This is a genomic window from Flavobacterium luteum (assembly GCF_008806775.1).
In the GTDB taxonomy this organism is placed as follows: domain Bacteria; phylum Bacteroidota; class Bacteroidia; order Flavobacteriales; family Flavobacteriaceae; genus Flavobacterium; species Flavobacterium luteum.
Map to the genome: position 1 here is coordinate 18,515 of NZ_WAEM01000009.1, position 15,200 is coordinate 33,714.

11 protein-coding genes are annotated in these 15,200 nt (G+C 32.8%); 6 read left to right on the top strand and 5 right to left on the bottom strand.

Translation table 11 applies throughout. The features are described 5' to 3' along the window. The first annotated feature begins 222 nt into the window (after positions 1-222). Both F6464_RS13020 and F6464_RS13025 read left to right on the top strand, forming a co-directional pair. A complete protein-coding gene (locus tag F6464_RS13020) occupies positions 223-2,547 on the top strand; it encodes a tail fiber domain-containing protein (protein ID WP_151108390.1) in 2,325 nt (774 codons plus the stop codon). A 591-nt stretch (positions 2,548-3,138) separates the two neighbouring features. After that, a complete protein-coding gene (locus F6464_RS13025; protein ID WP_191963391.1) occupies positions 3,139-5,064 on the top strand; it encodes a tail fiber domain-containing protein in 1,926 nt (641 codons plus the stop codon). Between the two features lie 53 nt (positions 5,065-5,117). Here F6464_RS13025 and F6464_RS13030 read toward each other — a convergent pair whose 3' ends face one another. From F6464_RS13030 to F6464_RS13045, 4 genes are all read right to left on the bottom strand, one after another. After that, the gene (locus tag F6464_RS13030) at positions 5,118-6,434 is read right to left on the bottom strand and encodes an ABC1 kinase family protein (RefSeq protein WP_151108392.1); all 1,317 of its coding nucleotides are present in this window, start codon (positions 6,432-6,434) and stop codon (positions 5,118-5,120) included. Positions 6,435-6,454: 20 nt separating this feature from the next. Continuing rightward, positions 6,455-7,126, bottom strand: a complete 672-nt coding sequence (locus tag F6464_RS13035; RefSeq protein WP_151108393.1) for a TetR family transcriptional regulator C-terminal domain-containing protein — start codon at positions 7,124-7,126, stop codon at positions 6,455-6,457. A 141-nt stretch (positions 7,127-7,267) separates the two neighbouring features. Continuing rightward, positions 7,268-7,957, bottom strand: a complete 690-nt coding sequence (locus F6464_RS13040) for an OmpA family protein (protein ID WP_151108394.1) — start codon at positions 7,955-7,957, stop codon at positions 7,268-7,270. Positions 7,958-7,964: 7 nt separating this feature from the next. Then, a complete protein-coding gene (locus F6464_RS13045) occupies positions 7,965-8,438 on the bottom strand; it encodes a putative periplasmic lipoprotein (RefSeq protein WP_151108395.1) in 474 nt (157 codons plus the stop codon). A 175-nt stretch (positions 8,439-8,613) separates the two neighbouring features. Between F6464_RS13045 and htpG the strand changes: the two genes are divergently transcribed. After that, entirely contained in the window at positions 8,614-10,500 is a 1,887-nt protein-coding gene (gene htpG, locus F6464_RS13050) for a molecular chaperone HtpG (protein WP_151108396.1), read from the top strand. Positions 10,501-10,573: 73 nt separating this feature from the next. Here the strand turns inward: htpG and F6464_RS13055 are convergent, their stop codons facing one another. Further along, a complete protein-coding gene (locus F6464_RS13055) occupies positions 10,574-12,049 on the bottom strand; it encodes a M28 family peptidase (protein ID WP_151108397.1) in 1,476 nt (491 codons plus the stop codon). A 371-nt stretch (positions 12,050-12,420) separates the two neighbouring features. Here F6464_RS13055 and F6464_RS13060 point away from each other — a divergent pair, with 371 nt between their 5' ends. From F6464_RS13060 to F6464_RS13070, 3 genes are read left to right on the top strand one after another with little or no spacing between them, the layout of a single operon-like run. Next, a complete protein-coding gene (locus tag F6464_RS13060) occupies positions 12,421-13,653 on the top strand; it encodes an HTTM domain-containing protein (protein ID WP_151108398.1) in 1,233 nt (410 codons plus the stop codon). Between the two features lie 46 nt (positions 13,654-13,699). Next, positions 13,700-14,491, top strand: coding sequence for a hypothetical protein (locus F6464_RS13065; RefSeq protein ID WP_151108399.1), 792 nt, complete (start codon positions 13,700-13,702; stop codon positions 14,489-14,491). Continuing rightward, the gene (locus tag F6464_RS13070) at positions 14,491-15,105 is read left to right on the top strand and encodes a deoxynucleoside kinase (protein WP_151108400.1); all 615 of its coding nucleotides are present in this window, start codon (positions 14,491-14,493) and stop codon (positions 15,103-15,105) included. The genes F6464_RS13065 and F6464_RS13070 overlap by 1 nt, the downstream gene beginning before the upstream one ends. Positions 15,106-15,200: the final 95 nt, after the last annotated feature.

Here is a 15,200-nt window from a genome sequence, read left to right on the forward strand (position 1 = left end):
ATTTTTATAAAATAATAAGTATTATTTTTGTTGACATATAAAAATCTACAAATACTTTTTATATTTTATTAAGAAAATTTGATTGATTTTTCAAGTGAATTTAAAAAAACAAATGAGATTTACTGATTTATTTCGTAATTAAAACAATCAAAAATTTAGCTTATATAAACAGTACAATAGGTATTAAATTAAAACCTCTGTATGACAACCTATTAAATAATTATGAATAACTTCAAATCTTTTTTTTTCCTACTTTTTATATTTTCAGTACTTTCGACCAATGCGCAAGTAGGAATAGGAACTACTACTCCTACAGCAGCTTTAGATATAAATTCTACAAATGATGGATTACTTATACCAAGAGTAGCTTTAACAGGTACTGCAACTGTGTTACCAATTCTAACAGGTACTACTTCTGAACTAGTATACAACACAGCAACAATAAGCGATGTTACACCAGGTTTTTATTACTTAAGTACTGCAATAGGACCTTGGGTTAGATTAGCTGCAGCTTCCGCTTCTGCAACAACAGATTGGTCGGTTACTGGCAATACTGGAATAGTTGATGGAACTAACTATATAGGAACCGCAGCTTTAACCGATGTAGATGTTGCTTTTAGAAGAAATAATGTTGCATCTGGGAAAATAGGAATAACAAACACTTCATATGGAGTAGGAACTTTGGCAGCTAATACATCTGGTACACAAAGTACCGCAATAGGTGTAAATGCATTAGCTTCCAACCAAACCGCTTCTGACAATACAGCCATTGGCTATAATGCATTACAATCGAATACAACTACTGGTACCCATACTGCTGTTGGATCTGGTGCATTAGAGTCAAATACAACAGGAATTGAAAATACTGGAATTGGCTATAGAGCTTTAAGCCAAAATACATCAGGTGGTAATAATGTAGCTATAGGTCAAGAAACTTTAGCAACCAATTCTTCAGGCGAACATAATACAGCAGTAGGGCATCAAAGCTTACAGTTTAATAAATCGAATAGACAAACAGCGCTAGGATTTCAAGCACTTCAAGGGGATGCAGTATCAGCACTTTCTGCGGGTGCTGATAATACATCTGTTGGCTATCAGTCTATGCAATTGGCTACAACGGGCACTGGAAATTCAGCCCTTGGTTTTCATGCAGGGTGGTTTAACTCGTCTGGTTCTAATAATGTATTTTTAGGTCGGTTAGCAGGCAGTGCAACTACTACAGGAAGTAATAACGTGTTTTTAGGAAACGAAGCGGGTTCGGCAGAAGCGGGAGCAACTAGCAATAAATTATACATCTCAAATTCTGCAACTACACCTACAACTTCACTAATTTATGGAGATTTTACTTCATCTCCAAAAATCCTAAGAACAAATAGTCAATTTCAAATAGGAGATCCTGCAACAACAGGTTATGTGTTTCCAACCGCTCGTGGAACTAATGGTCAAACTTTAACCACAAACGGAACTGGAGTCTTGTCTTGGTCGAGTGTAGCGGCACCAACAAGTTGGGATATCACAGGGAATACAATTGCCAGTCCATTAAATTTTATGGGAACTATTAATGATTTTGATGTCCGATTTAGACGAAATAATTTATCTGCAGGTAAAATTGGAAGTTCTAGCACTGCATTTGGTGTTGGTGCATTATCTAATGATATTTCTACAAGAAATACAGCAATTGGTGTAAATGCCTTAACCAATAGTATCAATTTAGGCACATCAAATAATGTAGCTGTTGGATGGGGTGCATTAGACGCTACATTCGATCATGTATGTTCTCAAAATGTTGCTGTTGGTGCTAATGCACTGGGAAGTGCTGGAAGTGGCAGCAATGATTCCAATAATAATGTAGCTATTGGTTTTAATTCCTCTCAAGGGCTTCAATCTGGAAATGACAATGTATCGGTTGGTCAAGGATCACTAAACAATGCCGTTATTGTAAATAATTGTACTGCTGTAGGGAAAAATGCATTGTTTAGTACTACTGCAAGTGATAATACTGCACTAGGAAATCTTGCAGGAAATGCTATTACAACAGGCACAAACAATACAGCAATTGGTTTTAACGCTCAAGTTGCTGTTGCAACTAATTCTAATCAAATACGAATTGGAGATGGAGCCATTTCGTTAGCAACTACACAAGTGGCATGGTCAGCAACCTCAGACAGAAGGCTGAAATCGAATATAGAAAATTCTAATTTGGGATTAGATTTTATTAAAAAATTACGTCCGGTGTCTTATTTCCGTACAAACGATAAAGATAAAAAAACGGAATACGGGTTTATTGCTCAAGAACTAGAACTGGCTCTTACTAAAGCAGGAGACAAAAACAATGGAATTATCAGTAAAGACGATGCGGGTATGTATGCCGTTAGATATAATGATTTTACGTCAATTACAATAAAAGCAGTACAAGAGCAACAGGAAATTATTGAACAACTTAAATACACAAATACAGAACTTTTAAAAACTAATGCCGAACTTTTAAAATCAAATCTTGCTATTTTAAAACGTTTAGAAAAATTAGAGAAAAAAAAGAGTGAGTAATAGTTTTTAAAAAAACTTATCACACTAAAACAAGCATTAAAAATATTGTAATAAATGTTATTTTTTGGTGAATTTGAAATTTATAAAAACATTTAATTATTGCAACACCAATTTTAATGCCTTAAAAATTAAGCAATTAATAGTCTTGACTTTTAGATTAAAATTAAAAAAACCACAACATTACTACAACATTCTCTAAAATTGAATTAACAACAGTTAAACACAAAAAAATAATTAAAACTGTTTTAGAGTCAAAACCATTCGATTTATAAGGGTTTTACTAATTTACAACGTTGTAATTGGCTTTTGTATAGTTTTTGTATATGTAAAATAGCTGTAAAATTAGAGTTTTGTAGCTAATTTTGTGTTAGTCCGTATTATGAATTTGAATTAATAAAAAAATCAATACATTTTTCAAATTTATTTATATACAAAACCAATTAAAGCTTCTACTTCCATTCTTAAAAAAGAAAAATTAAAAGTAGCTGTATTTTAAATTACTAAAAAGATTCCCCTAAAAATTTCACTTTTTAGGAATCAATACTAAATAAATTGACAACTTACCAACTGATGGAAATTAAAATGAAAAAAATGAAATCTCTTCTATTGCTTTTAATAGTTGTTTTTGCAATAACTAGAACGAATGCTCAAGTAGGAATAGGCACTACAAACCCTTTCGCTGCTTTAGATGTATTTTCAGGTACAGATGGGCTATTAATACCTAGAGTGGCATTAACAGCAACCACTGTTGTGCTACCCGTACTTACAGGTACCGAATCAGAACTAGTATACAATACCAATACATTAAACGATGTTACTCCTGGTTTTTATTTCTTAAGTTCCGCAACAGGTCCTTGGGTTAGACTAGGAAGTGGAGCAACAAACTCTTGGCTTATAACAGGGAATTCTAATATTGTAGATGGCACTAATTTTTTGGGAACTACAAATGGTGTTGATGTCGCTTTTAGAAGAAATAATTTAGAGGCTGGGAAAATTGGAACTACAAGCACTTCTTTTGGTTTGTCTTCCGCAAACTTAAATACTGCTGCGGGAACCACTGCCTTTGGGGTTAGTGCATTAGCTGCGAATATAGCTGCTGTTGGGAATACGGCTTTAGGATACTCCGCATTAGCGGCTAGTACTGCAGCAAACAATACTGCTGTCGGTTATGGAGCAGGCGATGCACTTACTTCAGCAGATAATACTGCTGTAGGTTTTAATGCTTTAGGTACTACTGCTGGTGCAAATAATGTTGCAGTTGGTTCTGGAGCTTTAGCGGTTAGCACGGCAGCTGATAATACAGCTGTAGGTTACAATGCTTTAACAACAAACTCAACAGGAAGTAATAATATTGCTTTAGGTATTCGTGCTTTAGATGCAAACACTACTGGATTGCAAAATATAGCAGTAGGAACTGATGCTTTAGGAGCAAACGTTGGTGGTTCTGCAAATGTTGCTGTAGGCTATAATGCTTTATTAAATTACGTTGGTGGTAATAACACTGTTGCGATGGGATATCAAGCAGGATTGAATAATACAGCTTCTAATAATACCTTATTGGGTTTTCAAGCTGGAAATGCAGTTCAAGGAAGTGGAATAGTTGCAATTGGTTTTCAAGCAGGCGCAGCTATTCGTGGGGGTGACTGTGTAGCTATAGGTAATGGTGCTTTTGATGGTAACAATGATCCTGCCTCTCAATTTAGCATAGCTATTGGATCTCAAGCTATGGGTGGAAGTACAGGTGTAGCAGCACATAACGTAGCCATAGGGTATCAAGCTTTAAATTCAACCACTGCTAGTAACAATGTTGCAATTGGCACACAAGCTTGTGGACAAACAACAGGTGGAATTGATAATGTTGCCGTAGGGTATAATGCATTCTCTCAAGGTAATGCCAGTGCTAATGTAGCAATTGGTAGAGATGCTTTAATGCAATCTCCTGGAAATAATAATACTGCAGTAGGACACAATGCTGGTAGAGATACACCTGGTGATAGTAATACTTTTATTGGATATCAGACCAATGGTACTGGTGCTACCAGTAATGCTATATCAATTGGATTTGGAGTTAACAATACTATTAGTAATCAAGTAAAATTAGGAAACGGGGCAATTACATCGGCTGTAATTCAAGTGGGTTGGACCGTAACTTCTGACAAAAGAGCAAAATCGAACATAAAAGACTCTCCTTTAGGATTGAATTTTATAAAAAAATTACGTCCTGTTTCTTATTTCAAAAATAATGATGAAAATAAAAAAACAGAATATGGTTTTATTGCCCAAGAAGTAGAAGCATCTTTGAAAAAAGAGGGGGATTATAATAATGGTGTAATTTATAAAGACCCTGAAGGGAATTATGGTATGAGATATAACGATATTATTCCAATTACCGTAAAGGCAGTACAAGAGCAACAAGAACTTATAGAACAACTTCAAAAAGCAAATGCTGAGCTTGTAAAAGCAAACGCTACTATACTAAAACGCTTGGAGAAATTAGAAAAAAGTAAGAGTGATTAATTTCCTAAAAAAGAAAAACCACTCTTACCAACCTAAAACAACAAACAACTCATCTAACTCGTCGAGCTATAAATCATGTAATTTTGAGTAGCTACCCTAGCTTTTAGATCGTGCATTAAATTGTATAGCCCGAAAAAGGTTCTATTAATGTACAAAAAATGCTTAGAACCTCTATTGCCATTCATTTTTCGCAATTGGGTGTCTTTAGTAAAATCTTCGCCCATAACGGCTATTTCAGCAAAAAAATCTTCATCGGAGAAATCGAAATAATCACCATGAAAAGGTTTGGTAAACAAACTTAACAATCGGTGAAAAATTCCTGTAAAGTATTCAATTTCAGCTGGCGAATCGTCTAAACGCAATATCTCTAATTCGTATAATTTTTCATTAAACAAAAAAGGATTATTAATCACTTTTGGGTCTGCCAATTCAAAATAAGGAAAATAAAATTCGTCTGGCACTTTCTTGATACAACCAAAATCGATTGGCATCAAATTTGCCTCGCTATCAATTAAAAAATTACCGGGATGTGGGTCAGCATGCACTTGTCGCAGTTCATGCATTTGAAACATATAAAAATCCCACAGAGCTTGTCCTAATTTATCTCCTTTTGCTCTATCAGTATTTTTAGCTGCAAATTCAGACAAATGCTCCCCTTCCATCCAATCCATGGTTAAAATCTTTTCTGAAGACAACTCTGGGTAATAGTTAGGAAATCTTAAATTGGCTATGTCTTTACAGGCATTTGCCATTTCGAGGCTTTGCTTTAATTCTAAAATATAATTGGTCTCTTCAAGCAATTTATTTTCAACTTCTATAAAATATTTTTCAGAATCCTTCCCTTTTAGATTGAACATTCTGGTTGCAAAAGGTTTTACCAACGCCAAATCTGAACTAATACTATCAGCAACGCCTGGATATTGAATTTTTACGGCTAATTTCTTTCCGTTTTTTGTAGCAACATGCACCTGACCTATACTAGCCGCATTTATAGAATTTGGAGTAAAAGTATCGTAAATTTCTTCTGGAAACTTTCCTAAATATTTCTTGAACGTTTTTCTAACCAAGGGTGCCGATAAAGGAGGAACAGAGAATTGGGATAAGGAAAACTTGTCTACATAAGCTTGTGGCATAATGCTTTTGTCCATACTCAGCATTTGAGCCACTTTAAGAGCACTCCCTTTTAAATTTTGCAATCCATCATAAATGTCTTCCGCATTGTTTTCATTCAATTTATCTTTGGTTAAGGACGGATTAACTATTTTCTCCCCATAATAAGCAACATAGTTTCCTCCAACCTTAAAACCTGTCTTTACGAGTTGGCTGGCACGTTCTATTTTTCCTGTTGGAATTTTATCTATTGTTTTCATTTTATAGTGCTTGTAATAAATTACATTTTACGTTCTTTCCACAGAAATTTACCTAGATCAAACAAACTCTCTAACGGTTTAGTATTTAATAAATCAACTACAGTATTTACTGATTTCTCGATTACGATATCTGTCTTTTCAAAACTTTTAGAAGTATCGTCCATCCAAAATTTTAATATAAACAAAAACTGAATCCATGCTCCTTCAGAAAATACTGGTTTTGTTATTTTTTCTAATTTCACGAAGCTTTCGCTCGGATTCTCTTCAATAATTTCAGTTATAAACGTTTTGAATAAACTTCTAAATTGTTTTAAATCTTTTAAATTTTTCAATCCATCGTTATTTTCTTGTAGTGAAAATAGCACATAGCTTCTATTTAACGTCAAGATTTCGAATAGCGTAAAAAACAAAGTCAACAATTTATTCTTATCTGTATACGTACTATAATTCTCGTCTTTCTCAATGGATGCAATTGCATTCTCAAAAAATTTAGCCCAAATGGCTTGCTTTACAGCGCTAAACGATCCAAAAAAAGAGTAAAAATCAGCCTCTTCTATTGCATTTTCTTTGCAAAATTGGAAAACGTTTTTTGGTCTTTGATTGTTTTCTAAAACGGAATTCATGTACAATGTAATGATATGGTCATCATTGATTGTGTGTTTTTTTGAAGCTATTTTTTTAGTGGTTGCCATAATAATGTATTTTAAATCTTTGGTAAAGATACTGTTTGTTTAATATATGTACACAATGATTAAACAAAATATTGTGTTAAATTTTGGCAAAAAAAAAGCTGCTTCTAAACGAAACAGCTTTAGGTTATAGAAAATTGAATTTTATTTTCCTTCTTGAGCTTCTTGTATCATTTTTTCGTTTGCAGTAATAGCAAATTCAACACGACGGTTTTGACTTCTTCCTTGTGGAGTATCGTTTGATGCAATTGGATCAGCAATTCCTAAACCGTTAATACTAAACCTGCTAGCCAATAAGCCTTGGTTCGATAAATAATTCTTTACAGAAGTAGCTCTTTCTCTCGATAACTTTAAATTATGATCAGCAGAACCCGTACTATCAGTATACCCATAAATAACGATATTTGTATCTGGGTATTCATTAAAAACTTTAACCAGTTTATCTAAATTTGCTTTTGCAGTTGCGGTCAAAGTTGATTTGTTAGTATCAAAACGAACCGCATTTTCATTTAAAACTAATTTAATCCCCTCTCCCACTCGCTCTACTTGTGCTCCAGGAATTGCTGTATCGATTTCTCTAGCCTGTTTGTCCATTTTATTACCAATAACTCCACCAGCAGTACCTCCTATAACACCTCCAAGCACAGCACCAAGCGCACCATTACCCCCTTTTCCTAGGTTATTACCAAGAATCCCGCCAATAATTGCTCCGCTAACTGCTCCAATTCCAGCGCCTCTTTGTGTTTTGTTTGTGTTTTTTACAGCTTCGCAACTTGTAATTATAGTGCTCAGCGCAACTAATAGTATCCCTGATAATAGTGTAAACTTTTTCATATTTTATTTAGTTTTTTTGAAATTGATAAATCACTTCTGTCATTTTTCCTCCTACGTTAATCTTATCAACGAGTTGAAATGAGGTTTCAGTTACATTTGCAACATTCAAGACATATCCGTCTCTAACTCTTTTTGCTTTCTCTCCAGCTGACAATACTTTCATAACAAACTGGCCTTCTTTATTAATAAACCAAGTAATATCAGAAGTAAAAGTCAGACACGAAGCATTAGTCAAAGCCATACTTCCCTTATTATTGTTAGAAATAAATTTCCATGTGCTTCCCACAAAGCATTTTGAATCAGCAATATCAAAAGAATTTACTTTAATATATTCTGAACTTGGATAATTTACAGCTGTTATTGACCAATTCCCTTTAATAACTCGTTCTGTCTTATTGTCTACCTTAGTATTAGTAACTGACTTCGATTTGCATCCACATAGGAATACAGAAATGGATAATAGTAAAAGTATTTTTTTCATAATTTACAAAAGTTAAAATTAAATTACTGCGAATGTACAAAGCATTTCCATGTAAATTGTTTCAAAATAAAAATATTTTCTTTCAAAATAAATAGTTGCGACAATTTGTCATTTATTAGAATTTGGTATCTTATTTGACTAATATAAAAAAAATTAACTTAAAAAATTTACAACTATGACAACAGGAAAAATTAATGTTTCGGTAGAAAACATCTTTCCCTTAATCAAGAAATTTTTATACAGCGATCACGAAATTTTTTTACGTGAGTTGATTTCGAACGGAACAGATGCTACGCTAAAATTAAAACATTTAACCAGTATTGGAGAAACAAATGTGGAATATGGCAACCCAATTATTGAGGTAAAAATCGATAAAGAAGGCAAAAAACTTCACATCATCGACCAAGGAATTGGAATGACCTCTGATGAAGTTGAAAAATATATCAACCAATTGGCTTTTTCAGGAGCTGAAGAGTTTTTAGAAAAATACAAAGATTCTGCTAAAGATTCTGGTATTATTGGTCATTTTGGACTTGGATTCTATTCTGCCTTTATGGTAGCTTCAAAAGTAGAAATAATTACTAAATCCTATAAAGACGAGCCAGCTGCACACTGGACTTGTGACGGAAGTCCTGAATTTTCATTAGAACCAGCTGACAAAACGACCCGTGGCACCGAAATAATTTTGCACATTGCTGAGGATTCTTTAGAATTTTTAGAAGAGTTCAAAATCAAAGAATTACTGAATAAGTACAATAAGTTCATGCCTATTCCAATTAAATTTGGAACAAAAAAAGAAACGCTTCCTTTAGCCGATGATGCGCCAGAAGATGCAAAAGCAGAGACTATTGAAGTAGATAATTTCATTAACAACACTAATCCTGCTTGGACTAAGCAACCAACAGAATTAACGGATGAAGATTACAAGAATTTCTACCACGAATTGTATCCAATGCAATTTGAAGAACCGTTATTCAATATTCATTTGAATGTTGATTATCCGTTTAACTTAACTGGAATTTTATATTTCCCCAAATTAGGTTCTGATATTCAAATTCAAAAAGATAAAATTCAACTCTACCAAAATCAGGTTTATGTAACTGATAATGTTGAAGGAATTGTTCCAGAATTTTTAACAATGCTAAAAGGAGCTATTGATTCTCCGGACATTCCTTTGAATGTTTCTCGTTCTAGTTTACAAGCAGATGGTGCTGTAAAAAAGATATCAAACTATATTACTCGTAAAGTAGCTGATAAATTGAAATCATTATTCACTGAAAACCGTGAAGATTTTGAGAAAAAATGGAACGACATTAAAATTGTTTTAGAATACGGAATGTTATCTGAAGACAAGTTTTATGAAAAAGCGGGAGCCTTTGTTTTATATCCTACTGTTGATGGTAAATATTATACTTTAGAAGAATTAAAAGAAAATCTGAAAGACAAACAAACCGATAAAGACGGGAAATTAGTTGTTTTATATGCTGGTAATAAAGAAGCACAGCATTCCTACATAGAAATTGCAAAAGACAAAGGCTATGAAGTATTGTTGTTAGACTCGCCTATTATTTCGCATTTAATTCAGAAACTAGAGAGCGATAATAAAGATGTAACTTTTGTTCGTGTAGATTCAGATCATATTGATAATTTAATTAAGAAAGAGGAAAATGCTATTTCTAAATTATCAGATGAAGAGAAAGAAAGCTTAAAAACAGTACTTGAAACTATTGTTCCTAAACAAACCTATTCTGTTCAACTAGAAGCTTTAGACAGCAACGCTTCTCCATTTATTATCACGCAGCCAGAATTTTTGCGTCGAATGAAAGAAATGAGCCAATCAGGCGGTGGCGGAATGTTTGGAATGGGTAATATGCCAGAAATGTATAATTTGGTGGTAAACACCAACTCAGAATTGGCCACCAATATTTTAAATACTGAAGACAAATCGCATCAAGAGCATTTGGTAAAACAAGCTTTAGATTTGGCTAAATTGTCACAAAACTTATTAAAAGGTGAGGCTTTAACTGCTTTTGTAAAAAGAAGTTTTGAAATGATAAAATAATTGCAAACTTATTTTAACCTATAAATCCTGTAATTCACATTACAGGATTTTTTAGTTAATGTCATATCGTTCTTTATCTTTCAAAATTAATATTCGGTAAAGGTTTTGGACGATTTTTATCATTGGCTAAATACCAACTCGTTCTATACATCCATTCAGTCATTTTATGCAATTTGACATAATCTATGTTTTCTGCTTCATCCATAGGAGTATGATATTGGCTATGCAAAACACTTGTAAAGAAAACACTTGGAATTTCTTTTCTTGCATAGGGCAAATGATCGGATCTAAAAAAGAAAACTTCAGGATGTTCAGGCCTATCCCAAAGTTTATCCAATTCGAATTTTGGACCATCATCATTCGCTTGTTTTGCGATACGTACTAAATCTGAAGACGTTTCATGAGGCGATGTAGAACCTAATAATGCAGCTTGATTCACATTATTTCTACCTATCATGTCTCCGTTTAATACTGCAACTATATCTTTTTCAGGAACTACAGGGTGTGAAGCATGCCAACGAGATCCTAGCAAGCCTCGTTCTTCTGCACCATGAAAAACAAACAATATTGATCTTTTACCAGGTTGCTTTTTATAAGCTCTTGCCATGGCTAACATGGCTACACAGGTACTGGCATTGTCATCTGCACCGTTATAGATAGAATCCTGACCGTATTTTTGTCGCACGCCATCGTGATCTTGATGTCCGCTGATTAAAACAAACTCTTTTTTTAAAACAGGGTCAGTTCCTTCTACTTTGCCAATGACATTAACTGAAGGATATTGATAGGATGCTACATGAACTTCTGATTTTAAAAAATCTTTAGTGTTTTTGATAAAATCTAATTCTGAATTATGCAACCAAAAAACGGGCATGGCTGGAACAACAGCGTCTCTAACTCCGTCGATGCCATATATACCACGAGACATTTGTGGTGTTACAGCATCCCAACTCTTCTCCCCTTGTTCGTCTGCAATAATAATTAAGGCGGATGCTCCTTTTTTTACTAGTGTTTCATAAAACTTGTTGCGAACATAGCCTGGATAACGCCTTTCAAATAATGAAATATCATTTAAAATTCCTTCCTGAGATGCGAGTATTGCTACTACTTTTCCTTTTACATCTATACTTTCTAAATTTGATAAAGCGGTATTTTCTACAAAAAGGATTGGCGCATTAACTTTAGATGGATTGGTTTCTGAAATCAATACCTCTTTCCATAATTCATAACTTTTAGCACCAATAGTTACGAAAGTAGAAGATGACACTTGATGCCGATGTAAATTGAAATATTGAAAAAATGTTCCATCATCTCCTGCAGGTTTCATTCCAGCCTCCTTGGCTTTATCGGCCAACCACATAGAAACTTTAAGTTCGTCTAAAGTTCCTGCCTCTCGTCCGTTAAAGTGATCTCCAGACATTTCAAACATATCCGTTCGCAAATCTTTAGAAGTAATTGCTGCAATTAAAGGTTTCTTTATTGCCTGCGAAAAAACATTATTTATTAAAACAATTGAAACCAAAAATGAGATACCTAATTTACTTTTCATCGCTTAACTATTTATTCTCAAATGTAGAAAATTAACTTCTAATAGTTTGTCTTTTAATCCTATTAGTTTAGACATGATTGTTGCTTTTACTTCAAATTACAGATTTTACAATGGAAAATTTAGCCCTGTTGATTGTGAAATATGGTTTATTTTAAAACAACCTAATCAGTTAAAAATGAATTAAAAAAAATTAGTCGCACATTTTTAGTATTTTGCATATCTAAAATGAAAAAATGCAACCCTTTTTAGAAACTGTTACAAGAAAAATAAAATCCGTTACACTCATTAACGAAAACTATTTATTACTATTAGCTCTATTTAATTGTGCTCTTTTAATGAATTTTCATGAGCTGTATTGGAAAAAACCCTACATGACCATATTACTTTTTACAATGGTGTGCATCACTTTTGTAAATTATAGATTATGGTGGGCAACTATTATCAATATCGGCATTAGTCTCTTCTATTTTATAACTCGATTTCCAAGATTAGCCAATCACGCTAATATTGAGTTTTTTTTAGCGATTTTAATACTTTTCTTATTTGTAAATAAAGTTATATACCCAAAATTAAAAATTGCACCCAATTTAGTTGGTTGGGTTTTTAGAATTTCGGTAATGACTATTTATTTTTATACGGGTTTTCATAAGCTAAATTCCGACTATTTTAATCCTTGTGTTAGTTGCGTAAATGAAGTAAACGAATATATTATTGGCCATTTAACTGCCACTACTTTTAAAATATCCGACAACGTATCTTGCTTTTTTCAGTATGCATCAATTGTAATGGAAATGCTAATTCCTTTTGGATTATTATGGAACCCAACACGTAAAGGGAGTGCTTTACTATTACTGTTCTTTCATTTCTATTTAAATTTAGCTGTATATTCTGATTTTGGATCGCTGGCTGTATTTTTAATTGTTGGTTGTATTTTAGATTTTGAATCAAAAACCATTCATTACAAAATTTCAAGAGCAATTCGGTATTATGTTTTTTTTACATTATTGACTTTTGGCGTAAAAATAATTCTCATAAAATACAAATTTAACCCATACTATCTTGGATTCATTCAAGGTTTAATTTTTAACATTGGTTGGATTATCTTCTTTTATTATTTATTTACAAACGTTAAAGGCAAATCGTATTTAATTAACAAAAGACATCTGTTTATTTTATCAACTTGCTTTATTTTGATTAGTTTTTGGACATTAAGAACCTATATTGGGCTAGGAAATAGCGGTAATTTTACAATGTTTAGCAATTTAGTTACTGAAAAATCAACCAACAATCATTTGCTAATTGATACTAAAAAAACCAAGATTTTTAATTTTGAAGAAGACAATGTACTCATTTTAAAACTTCATGATACATTAAAAAAAGAGCAATTCGAACATAATAAAATCCCAATAAGTGAGTTTCAATTTCTTTCTAGTAATTGGTGCCGATTGTATAAAGTGAAACTAAATTGTACATTGGTATATAAAAAAGACACCATAGTCATTGATGATTTAAGAAAATCTGAATTTGTTAAAACACAATGGTGGAATCGTTATTTATACTTTAGAAAAATTCAAACGGAAGGACCTAATACATGCAGATGGTAATAAATACAATTACCTAAAACAAATTTAAATTGTAATTTAGCCTACTATGAAAAACCTAATCTATTTACTTGTGCTCTTTTATGCAGTGCTTTTGTCTGCACAAGATAAAAAATGGAGTCTCACAAAAAGAGACACTATTGCCTTTCATGCAGATGATTACATAGGATTTGATCCGTTTGGTGCTCAATACTATATTAAAAATAATGTTTTTATCAAGAAGACTAAATCTCAAATTTGGCAGTATAAAAATCTTTCTTTTGGTAAAATTTCGAATGTTGATATTCAAAACCCATTAAATATTGTTCTTTTTTATGAAGATTTTAATACTGTAATTCTACTTGACAATCAGCTCAATGAAACACAGCGAATTAATTTTTCAGAAAACCCAATTCCAATTCTAGCCACTGCCACTGGATTGGCTTTTGGCAATCGATTGTGGATTTACAACAACTTATCACAACAAATTGGTTTATTCGATTTTTTAAAATCAGAATATAAAATCATAACAACCCCTTTTAATGGAGCTATACTTCACTATTCCTCTGATTACAATACATTTCAATGGGTTGACGACCAGCAAAATTGGTATCAATGCACTATTTTTGGTAAAACTACACTTTTGGGAAAAGTTCCTGATTTTGATGCCGTGCAATTCATATCCAATACTGATTTGATATATAAAAAAGGTAATGATTTGTATTATTATACTTTGAATGAAAATAAAACAACTTTAATTGAATTTGACAAAAAAAGCTTTAAAAAATTTTATTACAAAGACCAAATTTTAACTATTTTTACAGTCGAAGGAATTACGAATTATAAAATTACTATACCATAATGCACATAGCAATAGCGGGAAACATCGGAGCAGGAAAAACTACACTAACACGTTTATTAGCCAAACATTTCAAATGGGAACCGCATTTTGAAGACGTTGTCGACAATCCGTATTTAGATGATTTTTACCATCAGATGGAGCGTTGGTCCTTTAATCTACAAATTTATTTCTTGAACAGTCGTTTTCGTCAAGTATTGCAGATTAGACAAAGTGGCAAGAAAATCATTCAAGATCGGACAATTTATGAAGACGCGCATATATTTGCACCCAATCTGCACGCAATGGGTTTGATGACCAATCGTGATTTTCAGAATTATTCTTTATTATTTGAATTGATGGAAGGCTTAGTAGGCGCTCCAGATTTATTGATTTATCTAAGAAGTTCTATACCAAACTTAGTAGGACAAATTCACAAGCGTGGTCGAGAATATGAGAACACGATTTCTATAGATTATTTAAGCCGATTAAACGAACGATACGAAGCTTGGATTCATACCTACGATAAAGGCAAACTCCTCATTATAGATGTAGACCAACTGAATTTTGTAGACAACCCCGAAGATTTAGGAATAATCATTAATAAAATTGATGCGGAAATAAACGGGTTGTTTTAGAGTAAAAATCCCTCTCTTTTATTTTGTTTTTATTATAATTATCTATAACTTTATATATCAATCTGTTAAGGCTTATCCTGAAAATTGGTCAGTGT